Origin of the sequence: Salinimicrobium tongyeongense (assembly GCF_026109735.1) — a bacterium.
In the GTDB taxonomy this organism is placed as follows: domain Bacteria; phylum Bacteroidota; class Bacteroidia; order Flavobacteriales; family Flavobacteriaceae; genus Salinimicrobium; species Salinimicrobium tongyeongense.
The window spans coordinates 2,249,449-2,269,157 of the sequence record NZ_CP069620.1; the positions used below are offsets into that span (position 1 = coordinate 2,249,449).

Below are 19,709 nucleotides of genomic sequence, written 5' to 3' on the forward strand. Positions count from 1 at the left end.
GCGCAGGGTTTGGCGCTATGAGTTGATTGGAATATGTATCTTTGCTTCCCAAAAATATTTTTGTTTTGGTACAACTACACGATCTAAAATTTACTCCTTTTATTTCTGAAGCCGAAATCAATGCAGGCATAGAAAAAGTGGCTGCACAGATAAATGCCGATTTTGGAGACAAAACGCCCGTCTTTCTTGGGGTTTTAAACGGCGCTTTTCTTTTTGCGTCTGAAGTTATTAAGAGATTTAAGGGAGACTGTGAAGTGAACTTTGTGAAGCTTAGTTCTTATGAAGGTACGGGAACCACAGGCAATGTGGAATCCCTAATGGGTATTACAAGTCCGCTTAAGGGTCGTAATGTAGTGGTTATTGAAGATATTGTTGACACTGGGAACACCCTGGAAAGTATCGATAAGATCCTTAAAAGGGAAGAAGTGAACCAATATAAAATTGCAACTTTATTTTACAAGCCGGCATCTTACAAAAAGAGCCTTCCCATAGATTATGTGGGAATGGAGATCCCCAATGATTTTATAGTAGGATATGGCCTTGATTATAACGGGCTGGGCAGAAATCTCACCCAGGTCTATAAACTTAAAAACAGTAAAATGACAAACATTGTTTTGTTTGGGCCTCCTGGCGCAGGAAAAGGAACCCAGGCGTCTATTCTGAAAAATCATTACAACCTGAAACACATTTCTACAGGAGATGTCTTTAGGTACAATATCAAGAATGAAACTGAACTTGGGAAACTTGCGAAAGCATACATGGATAAAGGCCAGCTGGTGCCCGATAGCATTACCATTGATATGCTGAAGGCAGAAGTACGCCAGTCAAGTGAAGGGAACGGGTTTATTTTTGACGGATTTCCTCGCACAGTGGCACAGGCCGAAGCACTTGAAGAATTCCTTCAGGAAGAGGGCACCCAGGTTAGCGCCATGATCGCCCTTGAGGTTGATGACGAAATTCTTGTAGAGCGTTTGCTGGAGCGTGGCAAAACATCGGGCCGGCCAGATGATGCCAATGAGCTTGTTATTCGCAAGAGAATAAAGGTATATTATGAAGAAACCGCTATTTTAAAGCAGTTTTATTTAAAACAGAATAAGTATTTTGGAATAAACGGGGTGGGTTCTATTGAAGAGATCACTGCGCGTTTAAAAGAAGCTATTGACCAGCTGGTATAAGAACTACCGTTGGGTAAAGATGATATAGGATGACTGAAGGGAATTTTGTTGATTACGTTAAGATACACGTAGCCTCGGGTAACGGAGGTAAAGGATCGGCTCATTTGCACCGTGAAAAATACATTGCAAAGGGCGGGCCCGATGGAGGAGATGGAGGCCGTGGAGGGCATGTGATCATAAAAGGGAACAAAAACCTTTGGACGCTTTTTCACCTCAAATTTAAAAGGCATATCAAAGCCGGGCACGGCGAGCATGGCAGCAAACAGCGCAGCACCGGTGCCGACGGGCAGGATGAGATCATTGAAGTGCCCCTGGGTACCGTGATTCGGGATACCGAAACTCAAAATATTCTGCACGAGATCACCGAAGACGGGCAGGAAATAATTGTTGCTGAAGGTGGAAAAGGCGGGCTGGGCAACTGGCATTTCAAATCGTCAACCAATCAGACGCCCAGGTACGCACAGCCGGGTATTCCGGGGGAGGAAGAAGATATTACCCTTGAGCTTAAAATTCTGGCCGATGTTGGTCTCGTAGGATTTCCAAATGCCGGAAAATCTACTTTACTTTCAGTAATTACAGCGGCTAAACCCAAAATAGCCGATTATGAATTCACTACCCTAAAACCTAATTTGGGAATAGTGGAATACCGTGACTTCAAAACTTTTGTAGTAGCCGATATTCCCGGGATTATTGAAGGTGCGGCTGAAGGGAGAGGTATTGGTCACAGGTTTTTGAGGCACATTGAACGCAACTCGACCCTTCTCTTTCTTATACCTGCCGATGCAAAGGATATTGTAAAGCAGTATGAGATCCTGGTAGATGAACTAAGGCGTTATAACCCCGAACTTCTTGATAAAGACAGGCTGGTGGCTATTTCAAAAAGCGATATGCTCGATGAGGAGTTAAAAGCTGAAATGAAGGCGCAACTCGATGGGGAACTTAATGCTCCATACTTATTTATTTCATCTGTAGCGCAGCAGGGCTTGACCCAGCTTAAAGATAAGCTTTGGGAAATGCTGAATAAAGAGGAGTCTGTTTAATTCCTGTTAATCTCTTAATTTTCAGTGGTGTTTTCTGTAAATTTAAGGAAAACACCAGTATGAGATTTTTAAAAATATTCTGTTTGTGTGCCATGATAAGCGCCTGTGGAGGACCAAGGGCAGCTTACGACTACGATGACCAAATTAATTTTTCCAACTATAATTCTATAGGCATTTATCCTGAAATGCGTACCGGGCTGAGTGAGCTCGATGAAAACCGGCTGCTTAACAGTGTCAAAAATGCCATTAAGGAGAGGGGTTTATCTGCCTCTACAACTCCCAATCTTTACCTCAATATTTATTCGGAACAGTACCAGGAACCCAGCCGCAACCGTTTGGGAGTGGGAATAGGCGGTACCGGAGGGAATGTGGGAGTAGGGGTGAGCGGTGGGATTCCCTTAGGAGGACCGGAGAGCTTTCTTCAGCTTACTTTTGACCTGATAGATGTTCAAAGAGACGAACTGGTATGGCAGGCGGTTGTGAACAGTAAATTTGACTTCAACTGGAGCCCTTCGAAAAGACAACAACAGTTTGATAAAATTGTAAATGAAGCTCTGGAAGGTTACCCTCCAAAAAGGTGATTTTAGGATTATTTTTTAAACTCATAAAAAAAGCCCCGATTTCTCGGGGCCTTCTTTTTGGCTGGTTAGTTAAATTGTAGCCTAGTTTTGGTCATCATCGGCTGCTTCAGGCTGATCTTGCAGGTAAGGAGTGCTTCCTGTAATTTCAGTGAATTCACTTCTTCTGTTGCGGGCATATTCAGCAGCAGTACACATATTAGGTCTTGTACAGTCATTCAATGGCACTTCTTCACCATATCCTTTTGGAACCAGCCTGTCACGGCTTATTCCCTGAGACACTAGATACTCGAGAGTAGACTCGGCACGACGCTGAGAAAGGTCCATATTGTATTTATCTGACCCACGGGCATCGGCGTGAGATCCAATTTCGATTTTAAGCATTGGATAGTTCTTCATGATCTCAGCTACACGGTTAAGGGTAGGTTCAGATTCAGGTTTGATGGTTGCTTTGTCGAAATCGAAGTAAATGTTTCCAACTCCTGCGATTTGTCTTCTACCGGTTTCAGGATTGATCTCCATTTCTTCTTTAGGAAGGATTGGAGGTGTGTAGTCTTCTCTGGTGAAAGCGTAAAGGTTATCAGATCCTCTTCTGTTGGAAGCAAGATATCCTTTTTCTTCTCCTTCTTTAAGTACAAAAGCAAAGTCATCAAATTCACTGTTTAGAGAGTTTCCAAGGTTTTGAGCCTCTCCAAAAGTTCCATTTGTTTGCTCACTTTTAAATACATCAAGGTTACCGTAACCCATGTGGCCATCGGAAGTGAAATAAAGCGTTCCGTCATTAGCAATGTAAGGGAACTGCTCGCGGTGAGCAGTGTTTACATTTGGCCCGAGGTTTACGGGTTCACCAAAGGTTCCGTCTTCGTTAACAGCCACGCTGTAGATGTCAAATGACCCCATAGATCCTGGCATATCACTGGCGAAGTAAAGAGTAGAACCGTCTTCACTTAAGGTTGGGTGCTCTACGGAATACTGGTCGCTGGTGAAAGGCAAGGCTTCAATGTTTGTCCATTCTCCATCAACAAGCTCGGCGCGGTAAATTCTAATGGTAGCTACAGGTACTTCGGCCCAGTCAACTTTAACCCTTCTAGAGTTAGTACGGTCAAAGTACATAGTTTTTCCATCGGTAGAAAAAGCCGCTGAACTTTCGTGAGTATCGGTGTTGATCTTGTCGTTGAACAAAGCGATGTTGCTTAGTTTACCTTCATCATCAATATCGGCTACGTAAAGGTCAAGATAAGGTTTCTTGTTCCATGCGTAAATTGGCCGGGATTGATTGCGGGTAGAGGCAAAAACGATGCGGTCACCCATAAAAGTAATTCCGAAGTCTGAAGACGCTGCGTTCTGCATTACCTGGTTGGTAGTGTAAGTGTGAGATACAGCGGTATCAAGCTTTGAAGTCCACTCTTCAAAATCTACAGTTTCGTTGTAGTACTGGCTAAAATATTTGTCGGCTTCTTCGTCCTGTCCTGTAGCACGAAGGGCATGAGCAAACCTGAAAGAATATTCGGGTGCAACGCTGCCGTCATTGTATTTCAGAAAAAGGCTGCGGTAGGTTTCTGCCGCATTGCCCATTCTGTTTGTAAAGAAATAGGAGTCTCCTAATTTCTGAAGGACTTCCTGATCCTTATCCTGAACTAACCGGTACTCTTCAGAAGCGTCCATATAGGCTCTCTGGTTGAATAAACGGTTAGCTTTCTTTACCTGCGAACTCTGGGCCACGGCCGAGAATCCAATAAGGATAGCTAAAAGTGTTGTATAAAGTTTTTTCATGTTTCTTAGGTTTTAGAAGAATCTTGGGGATACGTTGTAACCTTTTGAAAGGCCAAGAAGATCAAGGTCAAACAGTACCATGATCTCATGAGTACCATCATTAAAGTCACTTAGGTTTCCTGTGGTATAATCGTAGGCGTACCCTATTCTTAGTTCAGGAGTAACTCTAAAGTTCACAAGTCCGCTTACTGTTTCATCAAATCTATAAGCCACACCTGCTTCAAAACGGTTGTAAAGAAGCACGTTTGCTGTAATGTCAACAGAAAGAGGGGCTCCTTCTACCGCACGGGCCATGAAGGCTGGTTTAAGCTTTAAATTTGGGTTTAGGTCAAACACATACCCCCCGGTAAGGAAGTAGTGAATATTTTCCTCTCCCAAACGAGCCAGTCCAGTTTTGTTTTCAAGATGTTTTGATGTGAAAAGGTTTGGTGCCGAAAGACCTACATAGTATTTATCACCAAACCAGTAAGCACCAACTCCAAAATTTGGAAATACTTCACTAAGGTTTTGAGCAGCAGGATCAACCTGATTGTTGCCTGTCTCAAGGGCAGTGAGGTTTGCATCAAAGAAAGTAACCCCTGCCTTTACCCCAAAAGATAATTTTGAAGTTTCGGATACCGGTAGTACATAAGCCACATCGGCATACAGGTTATTTTCTTTAACAATATCACCAATTTCGTCGTGAACTATAGAGATCCCAGCTTCAAGCCTTTCGCTTAACCCTGTATGGGCAAAGAAATTAGCAGTTTCAGGAGCTCCTTCCATCCCGGCCCATTGGTTTCTATATATACCACCAACGTTTAGTATTCCCAGGTCATCTATTGCATAAGCGGGGTTAATTACGCTCATGTTATACATATACTGAGTATACATGGGATCTTGTTGTGCATTACCCTTTAGTGAAAAAAGGGCAATGCAAACAACTGTAAAAATTTTTATAAAAGAATTTCTCATTTGTTTCGAATATTTCAAAATTATCTGCTTAAGTATACTCTACCTTGAATAGGAGCGGTCTGTCCGTCGTTATAGTTAAGGATGTAGAAGTAAACTCCTACAGGAAGCACACCGTTACCGAATGATCCTTCCGAAGAAGTTCCATCCCATCCCTGAGATCTTCCTACCTGACCTTTATAGACAGCTTCACCCCATCTATTGTAGATCTCCATCATGTGATTTGGATATTCTGAAGAAATGTTCTCAATGACAAACTTATCATTGATGCTATCGCCGTTTGGTGAGAATATTTCAGGAATAACAACTTCACAGTTTTCTAAGGTAACATCTACACGAGTTCTGGTAGAACTTTCACATCCAGAAGTAGCATCAACGGCAGCGGCGAATAAAGTTGTGCCATTTTGCAGCGGAGTGGATGGAGATACAGTTTCTGAACCTGTAGCGGTAGTGTACCATACAAGATCTCCGTTAGCAATAACGCTTCCTTCAAGATTAGCTACGGTCAACTGCTGGCCGGCACATAATTGTTCGGGTTCAGTTAACAAAGCTGGTGCGTCTACGTCATTAAGTGTTACCGTGACAGCTGTAGCATCAGATACACAACCAGTGGTATTTGTTTGTGTTACATAGTAGGTTCCAGCAGTAAGCCCTTGTGTAGCATCAAGTTCTGTATCAAGTGTTTCTTCAGCATATACTGAGAATACGGCACCGTCTTCACCAGAGATCACAAGATCGGCCACAGTCGCGCTGGCAGCACAACCATCAAATGGGGTCACTGTTGGAGCGGCGGGAGTGTTTTCTTCGTTGCACTCTGGCTCCTCTGTTCCAACAATTACAGTAACTGTAGCTGAATCTGAACATCCGTTGTCGCTTGTCACAGTGTAAGTGTAAACACCTTCGGCATCGGTTGCAGGGTCGAAAGTTGCATCAACTTCGTCACCTTCAAAAGTCCATGTCCCGCCTGTCTCTGGAGATCCGCCAAGTTCGGCGAAAAGGTCTACTGTTTCTGTTGCATCTTCTTCGAGATTTACAGTAGCATTTTCTCCGGCATTAGGGTTTTCAAGAACAGTAACAGTAAGTACGGCAGAATCTGTACACTGACCAGTTCCTACTGTGTAAGTAGTAGTGAAGTCTCCAAATTTGCTATTGATGTTGTAGTCGTCAATAATTTCCTGAATGCTTGGGTTAAAGCTTCCATTTGTAGCCACTCCTGATTCAAGAAGGCTTATATAAAGATTTCTAACACCTGCATTGGAGAGATTTTCTACTTCAGAATTACAAACTTCTACTGAGTTGTCTGCTCCTGCATTGGCAGTGTTAGCAGTTACATTAACAGTAAAGGTAGTAGAAGCACTTCCTTCTATACAACTTTCAGTATCACCTTCTTCAACGGTGTAAGTGATGGTGAAAGCACCTTCTTCAGATACGTCCAACATACCATCAGTAATTACTCCTGAAGCATCAGAGAAAGTTCCGCCTAAAGTGTTGTCATTATTAAGGAAATCAAACAGGTTAAGGGTTCCTTCTGCAGTACAGGTTGTAATATCACTAATGTCACCTGTGCTTGCAGGTTCAGTAGGTACTATTGTTACCGTTAGTTCTACTGAGTCGGTACACTCTCCATTGGTTAGCGTATAGGTTGTTGTGAAATCACCAAAGCCATCTTCATCAGCCTGGTACATAGCTGAAATCTCAGCTGGAGTTGGGCTAAATGTTCCCTCTCTAGATACTCCTGCATCCAAAAGTTCGAAATAGAATTTCCTTATTTCGTCAATACTTGGGAAAGTAGTTTGTACATCCGTTTCACAAACATCTGCTGAACTGTCTGTTCCGGCATCTACAATACCTGTGCAAGGATCAGTTGATACTGTAACAGTAACAGTAGCTGAATCCATACAGCCTTCATAACCTACAGTGTAAGTAAAAGTTCCTGGTTCGTCCGTAGCTGGATCAAAAGTTCCGTCTCCGTTACTCCAGGTTCCACCTTGCTGTGCGTTTTCCCCTAAATATTCAAATAGGGTAACTTCATCGTCTTCTGTAGTTAAAGTAACAGTAGCGTCATCACCGGCAAAAGCTTCAGCGACTACATTAATTGTAAGTTCGTAAGATTTTCCGTTTACTGTGTACACCGATGTGAACTCTCCCAAACCATCTTCATCTGCCTGATATTTAGCAGCCATTTGAGCGGGAGTAGGGTTGAATGATCCATTAGCAGAGGTTACTTCCGCAGGTAGAAGACTGAAATAATAATTTTTAATTGCATCAATGCTAGGGAAAATTGTTTGAACATCGGCAAGACACACTATACCAGAACTAACGCTTGGATTTGAAGGGTCGGGGGTATCTGTCACCACAACTGTAACTACTGCAGAATCCATACATCCTTCATATCCTATAGTGTAAGTAAAACTACCAGACTCGTCTGTAGAAGGATCAAAGAATCCATTTCCTTTACTCCAGGTTCCACCTTGTTGAGCATTTTCTCCAAGGTATTCGAATAGATTCACGACGTCATCTTCTGTAGTTAAAGCAACTGTGACGTCATCACCTGCTTCAGCTTCAGTAACTACATTAATGGTAAGTTCGTAAGATTTTCCGTTTACCGTGTACACCGATGTGAACTCTCCCAAACCATCTTCATCTGCCTGATATTTAGCAGCCATTTGAGCGGGAGTCGGGTTGAATGATCCGTTAGCAGAGGTTACTTCCGCAGGTAGAAGACTGAAATAATAATTTTTAATTGCATCAATGCTGGGGAAAATTGTTTGAACATCGGCAAGACACACCACACCAAAACCAACCCCTGGATCGGTTGGGTCTGTAGTTAGGGTAACAACTACAGAAGCAGAATCTGTACAACCGCCTGTGCCTACAGTATAAGTGTAAGTGCCAGCTGCATCTGTGGCAGGATTAAAAGTGCCATTGCCAGAGCTCCATGTCCCTCCTTCTTGTGCATCTTCCCCAAGTAAGGTAAATAGATCTACCGGAGCATCATCAGGGCTTAACGTAATAGTGTTATCATTTCCTGCATTTGCATCCTCAATAACGGTAATAGATATTGCAGCTGTATCTTCACATTCTCCTTCACCTACAATGTAAGTACCTATTACAGTAACTGGTTCAGTAAGTGGTATGCCAGGAAATAAGAACCTCTCTAGTCCACTAAAATCTCCTTCAAATGTTCCATCAAGATCTCTATCTCCAAGCCATTCTGCAAGTACTTCCATACCTGCTGTTGGATCTGGATCTTGTGACTCTGGATCTTGAGCATTTATAATTTGCTGAACAAGAGCTTCAATTTCAGTACGGCAGAAGGTTTCATTCACGTCTTCACCTGCATTAGCCTCACAAGGGGCTACTGTAATAGTGAATATTGCAGAATCCGTCCCGGTAATACAACCGTTAGTTTCATCTACAGTGTATGTGACGGTGTAAACTCCAGCACCTGTCTGTGATGGGTCGAAAAGCCCGTCAGGGTAACCTTCAAATGTACCGGAAGTTTGTGCTTCGGAGGTAAGGAAAGAATACAAATCCTGTGTTTCATCATCAATAGCGAATTCCAAAGTGACATCCTGTCCTGCATTTGCTTCTTCTGTTGCAACTACCGAAATGGTTAATTGAACTGAGGCTTCACATTCATCTTCACCCAAAGTATAGGTGGTGGTGAAGTCTCCAAGTCCATCTTCATCATTCTGATATTGCTGTGCAAGTTGAGCAGGAGTTGGGTTAAAAGTTCCATTGCCGGAAACTCCGTCACTTAACAGTCCTAATAGGTAATTATTGATAGCGTCAATGCTGGGGAAGGTTTCCTGAACATCAGTCTCACAAACAACTCCTGTATTAGGGCTTCCTGCGTCACCTGTAGTAAGTGTTACATTAACAGCAGTCCGGGCTTGGCTTTCTACCGGAGGGGAAGGATTTCCTTCATCATTAACAATTTGACTAACGTAATAAGTGCCTGGTACTAATAACTCATTATCTGCCAAGGCCGGATTGCTTGTAGCAGTACTGTACCATCTAAATGCCTGGGTATCTTCGCTGGTTCCAGTAGCTTGCAAATCGCTTACAGTAGCTCCTTGACACAATTCTTGATCTTCTGCTATAGGGGCAGGTGCAACATCTGGGCTATATCTAATTGCTAGTCTAAATGAATAGTCGCATGAACTAGTCGACGATGTTTGACCCACGAAATATGAATTTCCATCAACTAATTCATCTGATTCAGCATAAGTTGCTGTTCCGAATTCAGTTTGGTAAACTATAATTTCACCTCCAGCATTAGGAGATATTATCTCGATAAGATCTTCTATTGTACGATCATCGTTTTCCGAAGCTAAATACGGGGAAAAAACCGATCCGTAAGAAGAGTCTGGAGCTGGAATTGTACCTACTGTAACTGTCACAGGGGTAGGGCTAAGGCAATTCCCGTCAGCATTTCCTGCGTAGTAAGTTGTATCATCTTCTAAAAATTCATTAGAAGGAATCCGCTGTGTCAATGCAGAATCACGATACCAAACTACATCATTTGTTGCGCCGGTTCTTTCTGAAAGGTCAGTAATGTCATCTAAGTAACAAAAATCCGCAGGATTTGAATCACTTAGCTCGGGACATTCTTCTTGCCCATAAGAAGACAAGGTTCCGCTAAATAGTAATAAGGCAAAAAAGAATAGTGGTATTCTCATTTTACCCAGAGTAAAAATTTGCATAGGCTTTAAGTGTTAAATTTAATCAATTGCATTTTAGGATTTATAGTTCAAATATAAAGTAAACATTCATTTTAAAACTTAAACTCCTGTTAAGGGAAAAGTCTAAAGAGAATGTAGCCGAAACTACTATATATTGCTGAGGTAGGGGAGGTTAAAAGTACGACTTTTTCGTTAATAAAATTTTTTTAGGAGTTTTTTTACATCTAATAAGTTAAAAGTGTTTTTCGTCCATATAAATTAACTCACAGTTGGACATAAGAATTCACTTTTTGTTACAGATTTTCAGAAGTTTTTTTTGCAATACTTCACAGGCAGTCTTTCTTTCTATTCTTTTATATTTACTCAAAAATTAATAATGCGGCTACATTTTATAGCAATTGGGGGAAGTGCCATGCATAACCTTGCCCTTGCTCTTCACGAAAAAGGATATAAAATCACAGGTAGTGATGATGTCATTTATGAACCTTCCAAAACCCGATTAAACAACAAAGGCCTGCTGCCAAAGCAATTTGGGTGGTTTCCCGAAAAAATCACTAAAGACCTCGATGCTGTTATCCTTGGGATGCATGCCCGGGAAGATAATCCCGAATTGGCAAGAGCAAAAGAACTGGAACTTCCTATATATTCTTATCCCGAATTTTTATTCGAACAATCTAAAGAAAAGACTAGAGTGGTTATTGGCGGTTCTCATGGCAAAACTACAATAACCTCAATGATTCTACACGTGATGAATTACCATCACAAGAATGTGGATTTTATGGTAGGTGCTCAATTGGAAGGATTTGAGAATATGGTACACTTAACCCAGGAAAATGATTTTATTGTGCTTGAGGGGGATGAATATTTATCCTCTCCTGTAGACAGGCGTCCAAAGTTTCATCTTTATAAACCTAACATCGCTTTACTTAGCGGGATCGCCTGGGATCATATCAATGTTTTTCCCACTTTTGAAGAATATCTGGAGCAATTCAGGATTTTCATAGACTCCATAGTTAAAGGTGGCATTCTGGTGTATAATGAAGAGGATGAACACCTGAAAAGGCTAGTTGAAGAATCCACAAATCCTATTAGAAAACATCCGTACAAAACTCCCCATTACAGGGTTGAAGAGGAAATGACGCTTCTGCAAACTCCTGAAGGGGACATGCCCGTTTCAGTTTTCGGTGAACACAACCTGCAAAACTTAGCAGGCGCAAAATGGGTTTGTCAGCATATGGGTATCGACGAAGAAGATTTTTACGAAGCTATAGGCTCTTTTAAAGGTGCTTCCAAGCGACTTGAAAAAATTGTGGAAACCAAAAATACCGTAGTATTTAAAGATTTTGCCCATAGTCCCTCAAAGGTGATGGCAACTACTAAGGCCGTGAAGGAACAGTATCCGGGAAGGCAGGTGGTCGCATGCCTTGAACTGCATACTTATAGCAGCTTAAATGCCGATTTTCTTAAGCAATACAAATCTTCTCTGGATGCAGCCGATGAAGCCGTGGTTTTCTTTTCGCCCGAAGCAGTAGAGCATAAGAGGCTTGAACCTATTTCAAAAGAGCAGATCTTTGATGCCTTTGCCCGAAAAGACCTTAGGGTTTACACCAATCCGCTCGAGTTTAAGGCGTATTTACAGGAACAACCTTATGCTCAAAAAGTGCTGTTGTTAATGAGCAGTGGTAATTACGGAGGTCTGGATTTTGACGAGATCAAAAACTGGATCTCCTAAAATGGCATTTTTGGAATAGCTTCATTTTGTTATCTTTAGAGAAACTGAGCCAATGGATTCTGAGAAGGCAAAAGCTTTTACTATTAAACACTGGGCAGAAGGAGACCGGCCCCGGGAGAAGCTCCTTCAAAAAGGCAGGGAGTTTTTAAGTGATGCCGAGTTGCTGGCCATCCTCATTGGTTCGGGGAGTAGAAACGAATCGGCAGTTGAAGTCTGTAAAAAGGTTTTGTTCAGGGCCGGAGACAACTTAAATGAACTGGGAAGGTTTACCGTAAAACAGCTCATGGAAGTAAAAGGCATTGGCGAAGCCAAAGCTTTAACCATAGTAGCCGCACTGGAGTTGGGGAGAAGAAGGAGATCTTCTGAAGCTCTCGAAAAGAAAACAATATCTTCAAGTGCTTCGGTATTTGAACTTATGCAGCCAAAAATAGGAGAATTGCCCCACGAGGAATTCTGGATGCTCTATCTAAACAATTCCAATAAAGTCATCCAGGAATTGCCTTTGAGCAAAGGTGGCATAACGGGAACCCTGGTTGATGTACGGCTGGCCTATAAGCAGGCTTTAAATCTTGGCGCTACGGCTACCATTCTGGTGCATAACCATCCTTCAGGAAATCTCAACCCAAGTGCGGCCGATAAGCAACTGACCCAAAAATTTAAAACAGCCGGGGAATCACTCGACATTAAAGTTCTGGATCATTTAATAATAACCGAAAATTCCTACTTCAGCTTTGCTGATGAAGGTATGTTGTAAGAAGTATTTATGCTGCTGGTATACACCCAAAAGATCACTCCCAGAATTACCTACGTGTTCAAACATGTGTGTACGCAAATCTTAGGTTTGCCTGTGGGTTTTACCTCGAAGATCGAAGAATTTGTGGCCCATGAAGGCATGAAACTTTCCTACGGAAAACAAAGCCTGGCAAACGAGGTCTTTATTCAGAATGTAGACCTTCTGCTGGAGCAGGGAATGAATGATCTCGAAGTTAAGGTGCACGACTGGGATGGGGTGCCTTGTTTCTTTGCTGTTGGGGAGACCAGCTCGATTCCTTTTGACATTTTTGCAGCTTCTTTTTACCTGCTTAGCAGGTATGAAGAATACCTTCCGCATGTGAAAGACAAAGAAGGGAGGTTTCAGGCAAGTGAAAGCCTGGCATATCAGGAAGGTTTTCTTGAGAAGCCGGTCATTGATATTTGGGCGCAGAAGTTCAGGCAGGTTCTTAGTAACAAATTTCCAAATCAAAAATTTCCGAAGAGAAAATTCACCACCCAAACTATCGTTGCTGTCACTGAAGCTTATTGTTATAAGAAAAAGGGGATTGTTAGAGTGGTTCTTGGGTTGCTGCTCGACCTTATCAGGTTTAAGCCGAAATACGTTTTGCACCGCTTGCAGGTAATGACCAGGATGAAGAAGGATCCCTACGATATTTACACCAAGGTGATCCAGTTTTTGAAGAAGTACCGTGTTCCCATGAAATTCATGTTCCAGGTAAGCGATTTTTCTACTTACGACAGGAACATCAACCACAATAGGCTGGAGTTGCAAAGCCTTATTAAGTCGGTCGCCGATTATGCCGAAGTCGGGTTGCAGCCGGGTTTCTATGCCAATCAGAAATTTGCAGTACTAAAAGAGGAAAAAAAGCGGCTGGAAGACATTATTAAAAGACCGGTGAAAAGTGCCATCAACAATCACTACAATTTGTTGCTGCCCGATACCTACAACCACATGGTAGAACTTGAATTTCAGAAAGATTTTTCTATGGGTTACCCCGAAGCTCTTGGCTTGCGCGCCGGCACCTGTACGCCCTTTCTGTTCTACGATCTCAACTTTGAAATTACCACGCCTTTGCTGGTTCAACCTTACGCGATCAATTCTGAAGCCTTCGGAAAATTAAAAGAAAATGAAATTGAGTATAAGGTTCTCGAAATAAAACGACAAATTTCCATGGTGGAAGGAAGGTTGATTTCCGTATTTACAAATAAAGATTTTTCTGAATACGCCAATGCAAGAAGGAATTTTTCAATTTTAAAAATACTTAATGAAATTCAGTAATATCCGTCACATATTTTTTGACCTTGACCATACCTTGTGGGATTTTGACCGCAATTCTGGTCTTGCCTTTAATTCCATTTTTGAAAAACATAAGATCAAGGTGAGGCTGGAGGAGTTTCTGGCCATTTATGCTCCCATAAATGCCAATTACTGGAAGCTTTACCGCGAAGACAGGGTGACCCAGGAAGACCTGCGTTACGGCAGGCTTAAAGATTCTTTTAAAGGGATGAAAGTGAATGTTTCCGATGCCCAGATAAAGCAGTTGAGCATAGATTACATAGAGCATTTGCCGCAGAACAATTACCTGCTTTCGGGCGCTGTTGAAATCCTTGAATACCTTCAGCCGCTTTATAAACTGCACATCATTACCAACGGCTTCAAAGAAGTTCAGCATAAAAAACTGGAAAGCTCTGGGATCCTCAAATATTTTACAACAATTACCACTTCCGAAGATGTGGGGGTGAAAAAACCCAACCGCAAGATCTTTGAGGTGGCCCTAAACAGTGCCAGTGCTAAGGTTGACGAAAGCATCATGATAGGCGATAATCTTGAAGCCGATATCTTGGGTGCCAAAGACTTCGGAATGCAGGCTATACTGTACAATTACTACAAAACCGAATTCTCTACAGATCACCACCAGGTGATGGAAATGAAGGAATTAACCCGCTTTTTGTAATAAGCGGGAGCAAATTTCGTTAGACTAAGAACTGTATGAAGATGTCCTGGAGAAAATGTTGTTCTAAAATGGCCTTTTTGACACTCCTCGTGGCCTGTTTTTCCTGTGTTAAAGATGTTGATCTTGACCAGGCAAACGAGATAGTGCTGTCTCCCGAAGCAGCCGTAGACCTTATCTTTTTTGACCTTGTTGCCAGTGAATTTACCACTGTGTCTGGCAGTGGCGTAACGGCAAAAGATGAGACTCGCCTCGATTTTCTCGATGATGATTATATACAAAATGACCTGGTGCGGGCCGATTTCAACTTCAGGTTCACCAACACCTTCGAGAGTCCTTTAAATGCCATCATCAGGTTCCTTTCGCCGGGAAACGGGGTGCAGCATACCGTGGTAGTTCCTATTCCGCAGGGAAGTTTAGAAGAACCGGCGGTGGTAGATTACACCGAAATCATTAACGAAGCACAAATAACACGAATAAGAAGGAGTATAAAAATGTCTGTTGAAGTCACCAGGCATGACCCTTCGGCGGTTGCAGGTTCTTTGCAGCTGGCCTCAAAAGGGTTTTTCTACTTTGAATTCCAATGATGAGAATATTGTTTGTCCTCTTCATATTGACTTTTTCTTCGGGTATAATGGCCCAAAACAAACAGCTGCTGTACAATTTTGACGATTTGCCGCAAAGCCTCCTGTTAAACCCCGGTGCCGAAACCAATTTTGACATGCATATTGGGCTTCCATTTCTGTCTCAAATCCATTTGTCGGCAGGCTCTTCGGGGGTGAATATGTACGATATTTTCAGGGAAGGTGAGGGTTCAGTAAATGACAGGATTAGAAATTCGCTGCACAAGCTTACCCGAAAAGATTTTTTTACCGTGAACCAGCAGCTTGAGATCTTTTCAATTGGATGGCGCGACAGGCAAAGAAGGTATTATACGGCCGGGATTTACCAGGAATTTGATGCCTTTGTGTACTTTCCCAAAGACCCTGCAGTGCTGGCTTATGAAGGGAATAAAAATTACATAGGGCGAAATTTCGATTTTTCGGATGCTGCTTTCACTGCCGAGGTACTCAACGTTTTCCACCTGGGTTTTACCAATTATTATTCTGAAGATTTTAACTACGGCTTCCGCGGAAAAATTTATTCCGGAATTTTTAATGCCCACAGTGTTGATAATACCGGGATTTTTAGAACCGAGCTTTCCCCTGAAGGCCCCAACCTTTACCGGCATTATATGTCGCAGGTCGATATCTTGATAAACACCGCCGGGTGGGACGAACTCACAGATTCTGATGCTACCGACAGGCAGCTGATGGCGAGCTTCTTAAAAAAGGCATTTTTGGGAGGTAATATTGGGCTGGGCCTCGATGCCGGCTTCACCTGGTACCCTTCAGATCAATACAGGGTGACAGCCAGCCTGCTGGATATAGGTTTTATGCGCCAAACCAAAAATGTTGAAAACTACAGGTACTACGGAGATTACCAAACCGACGGGATCGAGCTGCTTTTCCCTGGTACGCGCGAGTACTGGGATGAATGGGAAGACAACTTGGACAAAAACCTGAAAGATGAAACCCTAACCAATTCTTACACCACCTGGCGCCCGGTAAAGTTCAATGCCTCAATAGATTTTGGGTTTGCTGAAAATGCCGAACCCTGTAACTGCTACCGCCCCATGGGCCGAAGAAGGTATTTTAACCATCTTGGAGCCCAGTTTTTTGCCGTAAAACGGCCTAGGGGCCTCAATTATGCCACCACGCTTTATTTTGATAAAACCTTTAACGACAATTTCAGGGGGAAGATCACCTACACTGCCGATTCCTACTCGTTTTCAAATATAGGGCTCCTGTTTTCTGCCAGACTTTCCAATTTTAATGTTTATCTTGCTGCAGATAATCTGCTGGATTATACAAATCTTGCAAAGGCGCAAAATGCCTCGGTGCAGCTTGGGGTCCAGCTAATGTTTAGCAGGGAATGAGAACCTTTTTTTTCTTTTTTGTTTTTTTGATCGGCATCACCGGGAACATTTTTGGGCAGGATGCCAATAAGTATCACTATGTGCTTGTACCACAGGAATTTGAATTCCTGAAGCACCCAAACCAGTACCAGTTAAACGCCCTCACCGCCTTTCTTCTCGAAAAGTACGGTTTTGAGGCCCTTTACGGGGAGAAGACTCCGGCAAATGTGGGGCTTTGCGACGTGCTCAAAGCCAATGTTCACAATGACTCGGGGATATTTCGTTCAAAACTCTATGTGACCCTCGAAAACTGCCAGGGAGAGGTGTTGTTTACTTCAAAAACCGGCACGAGCAGGGAAAAGAATTTCAAAAAATCATATCATGAGGCTTTGAGGGAAGCCTTTACTTCTTTTGAAGGCCTAAAAGAAGGCACAGAACTTATAAAAAGCGGGGTTACTGTTGCTGAAAATTCTTCGGAAAATGATCCTGCTGAAGTGGTGATAGATCCTGTGCCTGCGGCCAGAGATCTTCAGGAAAAACCTTCAGAAGTCATTGTAGACCCTGTGGTTACTTCCGAAGAAATGGAAAAAGCTGCTAAAGCATCCCCGGCAGTTCCTGAAGCAGTTCAGAAAAACAAAAATTTGCAGTTCGTGAACGGCGCCATTACCTATAAGCTGGTGAAAACACCTACAGGTTACGAGCTTTTCAGGGAAGGCGAGCCGGGTAAATTCGGAACTTTGCTGAAGTCGGGAGGCGGAGACAACTATTTGTACTCTTCAAAAAACATCTCCGGAAATGCCTTTTTTGACACCCGTGGAAACCTGGTTGTTGAATACCTTGAACCTAATTCCCAGCAACTCATTAGCGTAAAATATACGGCGAAAGCTCAATAACCGTATTTGCCTTTCCAGCGTTTTTGCAGAAAATCCCTTTGTGCCTGCTCCCGCTGATTGTTTCCGGGGCGAAAAAAGGTGTGGTTGCTTACTTCCTTCGGAAGAAATTCGGCTGCGGCAAAATTCCCTTCGTAATTATGGGCGTATTTATAATCTTCGCCGTAACCAAGGTCTTTCATGAGTTTGGTAGGGGCATTTCTTATGGCCAGCGGCACAGGAAGGTTCCCGGTCTTTTTTACCATCGCCTGGGCTTCATTGATCGCCATATATGAGGCGTTTGATTTTGGGGAAGTGGCCAGGTAAATACAGCACTGGCTCAATATGATCCTCGATTCGGGGTGGCCAATGGTAGAAACCGCCTGGAAGGTATTATTGGCCAGGATCAAAGCCGTGGGGTTTGCATTGCCAATGTCTTCGGAAGCTAAAATGAGTAAACGGCGGGCAATGAATTTCACATCTTCACCCCCTTCTATCATTCTTGCCAGCCAGTACACGGCCGCATTTGGATCGCTGCCGCGGATGGATTTGATAAATGCCGAAATGATGTCGTAATGCTGCTCCCCGGTCTTGTCATAAAGCACCGTGTTTTGCTGAACTTTGTTCATCACCATGTCGTTGGTGATCACTACCTTGTCTTCTTCTTCAGAAGTCACCACGAGCTCAAAAATGTTGAGGAGCTTTCGGGCATCACCGCCGCTAAGCCTTAACAGAGCTTCGGTTTCCTGTAATTCAATTTGTTTTTTGGAGATGAGCTCATCTTCAGCAATGGCTCTTTTCAGCAGGGCGATAAGATCGTCTTTTGAGAAAGAGTTGAGCACATAAACCTGGCTTCGCGACAGCAAGGCGGGAATCACTTCAAAACTGGGATTTTCGGTGGTGGCACCAATTAAGGTGATCCAGCCCTTTTCAACTGCACCTAAAAGGGAATCCTGTTGAGACTTGCTAAACCTGTGGATCTCGTCAATGAACAGGATGGGATTTTTGGTGGTGAAAAGTCCGTCGCTCTTTTTTGCTTTTTCAATAACTTCCCTTACATCTTTAACACCGCTGCTAATGGCACTAAGGGTGAAGAAGGGGCGGCCAGATTCGTTCGCAATGATATTTGCCAGGGTAGTTTTGCCCACGCCGGGAGGCCCCCAAAAGATCATACTGGGTATAATGTCCCTTTTAATTTGCTTGCGCAGGGCAGCTTCGGGACCCACCAGGTGTTGCTGTGATAAATAATCGTCTAATGAAAGCGGACGTAATCTTTCGGCCAATGGTTTATTCATGAGGTAAAAATAGTAAATTGACTACTCTTGCAGAAAACGGAAGAGCTTTAAGTTTTCTTAATGACGAACTGGCAGAAGGAAGAAGGTGTGCAAGAATGAGGCGTCAAAAATGTCATTTTTGGGAGGTTTTACAAGCCTCGTTTTTAATGGTCAGCTTTTTGTAATGTGCTAAGCCATGAAGGCGGAAAAATCGGGAAATACAGATCCTTTTATATTTACTACAGGGGTGGTAGGTTACCCTTTGTTGTTTGTGCTGGCTATCTGGATCGTGTTTTGGATGGAAATACGCTTTGGCTGGGACTTCACCAGCTTCGGGATCTATCCCCGGAGCCTTGAAGGGCTAAGAGGCATAGTTTTTTCACCTTTTATACACAGTGGGATAAAACATTTGTTTCACAATACAGTTCCGCTGTTCGTGCTTAGTCTTTCCCTCTTTTATTTTTACCGGAAATTAAGCTGGAAAATCCTTTTTTTAGGGCTCCTGCTGTCGGGGTTCCTTACCTGGCTCATTGGGAGGCCGGCCTTTCACATCGGGGCTTCAGGAATGATCTATGTATTGGCAGGATTTTTATTCTTTAAAGGAATTTTTTCGAGATATTTCAGACTGGTAGCGCTTTCCCTGATCGTGGTTTTTCTTTACGGCGGATTGTTGTGGTACATTACACCCATTGATCCCAAAATTTCCTGGGAAGGTCACCTGGCAGGACTTCTTTCAGGATTGATCTTTGCGCTCATTTACAGGCAGAATATTGCCCGTGCCCCAAAATACGAGTGGGAAAAGGAAACTTACAGGGAAGAGGAAGACCCTTTTATGCGGCATTTTGATGAAAACGGAAACTTCATTGAAAACCCTGATGTGGAAGACGATCCACTTTATGTTTACCACTACAAACGGGAAGAAAAAGACCGGCCAAAGGAAGAATAG

Annotated in this window: 15 protein-coding genes; 11 read left to right on the plus strand and 4 right to left on the minus strand. The window is 42.9% G+C overall.

Features of this window, described 5'->3' with window-relative positions:
• The first annotated feature begins 65 nt into the window (after nt 1-65).
• The 3 genes from JRG66_RS09965 to JRG66_RS09975 are packed head-to-tail and all read left to right on the plus strand — an operon-like array spanning nt 66 to nt 2,796.
• Nucleotides 66-1,175, plus strand: coding sequence for an adenylate kinase (locus JRG66_RS09965; protein WP_265162621.1), 1,110 nt, complete (start codon nt 66-68; stop codon nt 1,173-1,175).
• Nucleotides 1,176-1,204: 29 nt separating this feature from the next.
• Complete coding sequence (gene obgE, locus JRG66_RS09970; protein WP_265162622.1) at nt 1,205-2,215, plus strand: GTPase ObgE; 1,011 nt, start codon at nt 1,205-1,207, stop codon at nt 2,213-2,215.
• Between the two features lie 59 nt (nt 2,216-2,274).
• Nucleotides 2,275-2,796, plus strand: coding sequence for a DUF4136 domain-containing protein (locus JRG66_RS09975; protein ID WP_265162623.1), 522 nt, complete (start codon nt 2,275-2,277; stop codon nt 2,794-2,796).
• An 81-nt stretch (nt 2,797-2,877) separates the two neighbouring features.
• Here JRG66_RS09975 and JRG66_RS09980 read toward each other — a convergent pair whose 3' ends face one another.
• Genes JRG66_RS09980 through JRG66_RS09990 form a run of 3 tightly spaced genes read right to left on the minus strand, consistent with a single transcriptional unit; the run spans nt 2,878 to nt 10,226 of the window.
• Complete coding sequence (locus JRG66_RS09980) at nt 2,878-4,566, minus strand: OmpA family protein (RefSeq protein WP_265162624.1); 1,689 nt, start codon at nt 4,564-4,566, stop codon at nt 2,878-2,880.
• A 12-nt stretch (nt 4,567-4,578) separates the two neighbouring features.
• The gene (locus tag JRG66_RS09985) at nt 4,579-5,520 is read right to left on the minus strand and encodes a PorP/SprF family type IX secretion system membrane protein (RefSeq protein WP_265162625.1); all 942 of its coding nucleotides are present in this window, start codon (nt 5,518-5,520) and stop codon (nt 4,579-4,581) included.
• A gap of 20 nt (nt 5,521-5,540) precedes the next feature.
• Nucleotides 5,541-10,226: a T9SS type B sorting domain-containing protein gene (locus tag JRG66_RS09990; RefSeq protein ID WP_265162626.1), complete on the minus strand. Its 4,686-nt coding sequence runs from the start codon at nt 10,224-10,226 to the stop codon at nt 5,541-5,543.
• Nucleotides 10,227-10,581: 355 nt separating this feature from the next.
• Between JRG66_RS09990 and JRG66_RS09995 the strand changes: the two genes are divergently transcribed.
• The 7 genes from JRG66_RS09995 to JRG66_RS10025 all read left to right on the plus strand — a co-directional run bounded on the left by JRG66_RS09995 (nt 10,582) and on the right by JRG66_RS10025 (nt 17,513).
• Entirely contained in the window at nt 10,582-11,937 is a 1,356-nt protein-coding gene (locus tag JRG66_RS09995) for a UDP-N-acetylmuramate--L-alanine ligase (RefSeq protein WP_265162627.1), read from the plus strand.
• A 52-nt stretch (nt 11,938-11,989) separates the two neighbouring features.
• Nucleotides 11,990-12,691 carry a RadC family protein gene (gene radC / locus JRG66_RS10000; protein WP_265162628.1) on the plus strand — a complete coding sequence of 234 codons (702 nt, stop codon included), beginning with the start codon at nt 11,990-11,992 and terminating at the stop codon, nt 12,689-12,691.
• Nucleotides 12,692-12,700: 9 nt separating this feature from the next.
• On the plus strand, nt 12,701-13,990 hold the full coding sequence (locus tag JRG66_RS10005) for a polysaccharide deacetylase family protein (RefSeq protein ID WP_265162629.1): 1,290 nt from the start codon (nt 12,701-12,703) through the stop codon (nt 13,988-13,990).
• Entirely contained in the window at nt 13,977-14,666 is a 690-nt protein-coding gene (locus tag JRG66_RS10010; protein ID WP_265162630.1) for a YjjG family noncanonical pyrimidine nucleotidase, read from the plus strand. Before JRG66_RS10005 ends, JRG66_RS10010 begins: the two co-directional genes overlap by 14 nt.
• 68 nt (nt 14,667-14,734) lie before the next feature.
• Nucleotides 14,735-15,250: a hypothetical protein gene (locus tag JRG66_RS10015; RefSeq protein ID WP_265162631.1), complete on the plus strand. Its 516-nt coding sequence runs from the start codon at nt 14,735-14,737 to the stop codon at nt 15,248-15,250.
• The gene (locus tag JRG66_RS10020; protein WP_265162632.1) at nt 15,247-16,641 is read left to right on the plus strand and encodes a DUF5723 family protein; all 1,395 of its coding nucleotides are present in this window, start codon (nt 15,247-15,249) and stop codon (nt 16,639-16,641) included. Before JRG66_RS10015 ends, JRG66_RS10020 begins: the two co-directional genes overlap by 4 nt.
• Nucleotides 16,638-17,513 carry a hypothetical protein gene (locus JRG66_RS10025; RefSeq protein WP_265162633.1) on the plus strand — a complete coding sequence of 292 codons (876 nt, stop codon included), beginning with the start codon at nt 16,638-16,640 and terminating at the stop codon, nt 17,511-17,513. The genes JRG66_RS10020 and JRG66_RS10025 overlap by 4 nt, the downstream gene beginning before the upstream one ends.
• Here the strand turns inward: JRG66_RS10025 and JRG66_RS10030 are convergent.
• Complete coding sequence (locus JRG66_RS10030; RefSeq protein ID WP_265162634.1) at nt 17,507-18,784, minus strand: replication-associated recombination protein A; 1,278 nt, start codon at nt 18,782-18,784, stop codon at nt 17,507-17,509. The genes JRG66_RS10025 and JRG66_RS10030 overlap by 7 nt on opposite strands.
• A 175-nt stretch (nt 18,785-18,959) precedes the next feature.
• On the opposite strand from JRG66_RS10030, the gene JRG66_RS10035 reads away from it, so the two are divergent.
• Complete coding sequence (locus JRG66_RS10035; RefSeq protein WP_265162635.1) at nt 18,960-19,709, plus strand: rhomboid family intramembrane serine protease; 750 nt, start codon at nt 18,960-18,962, stop codon at nt 19,707-19,709.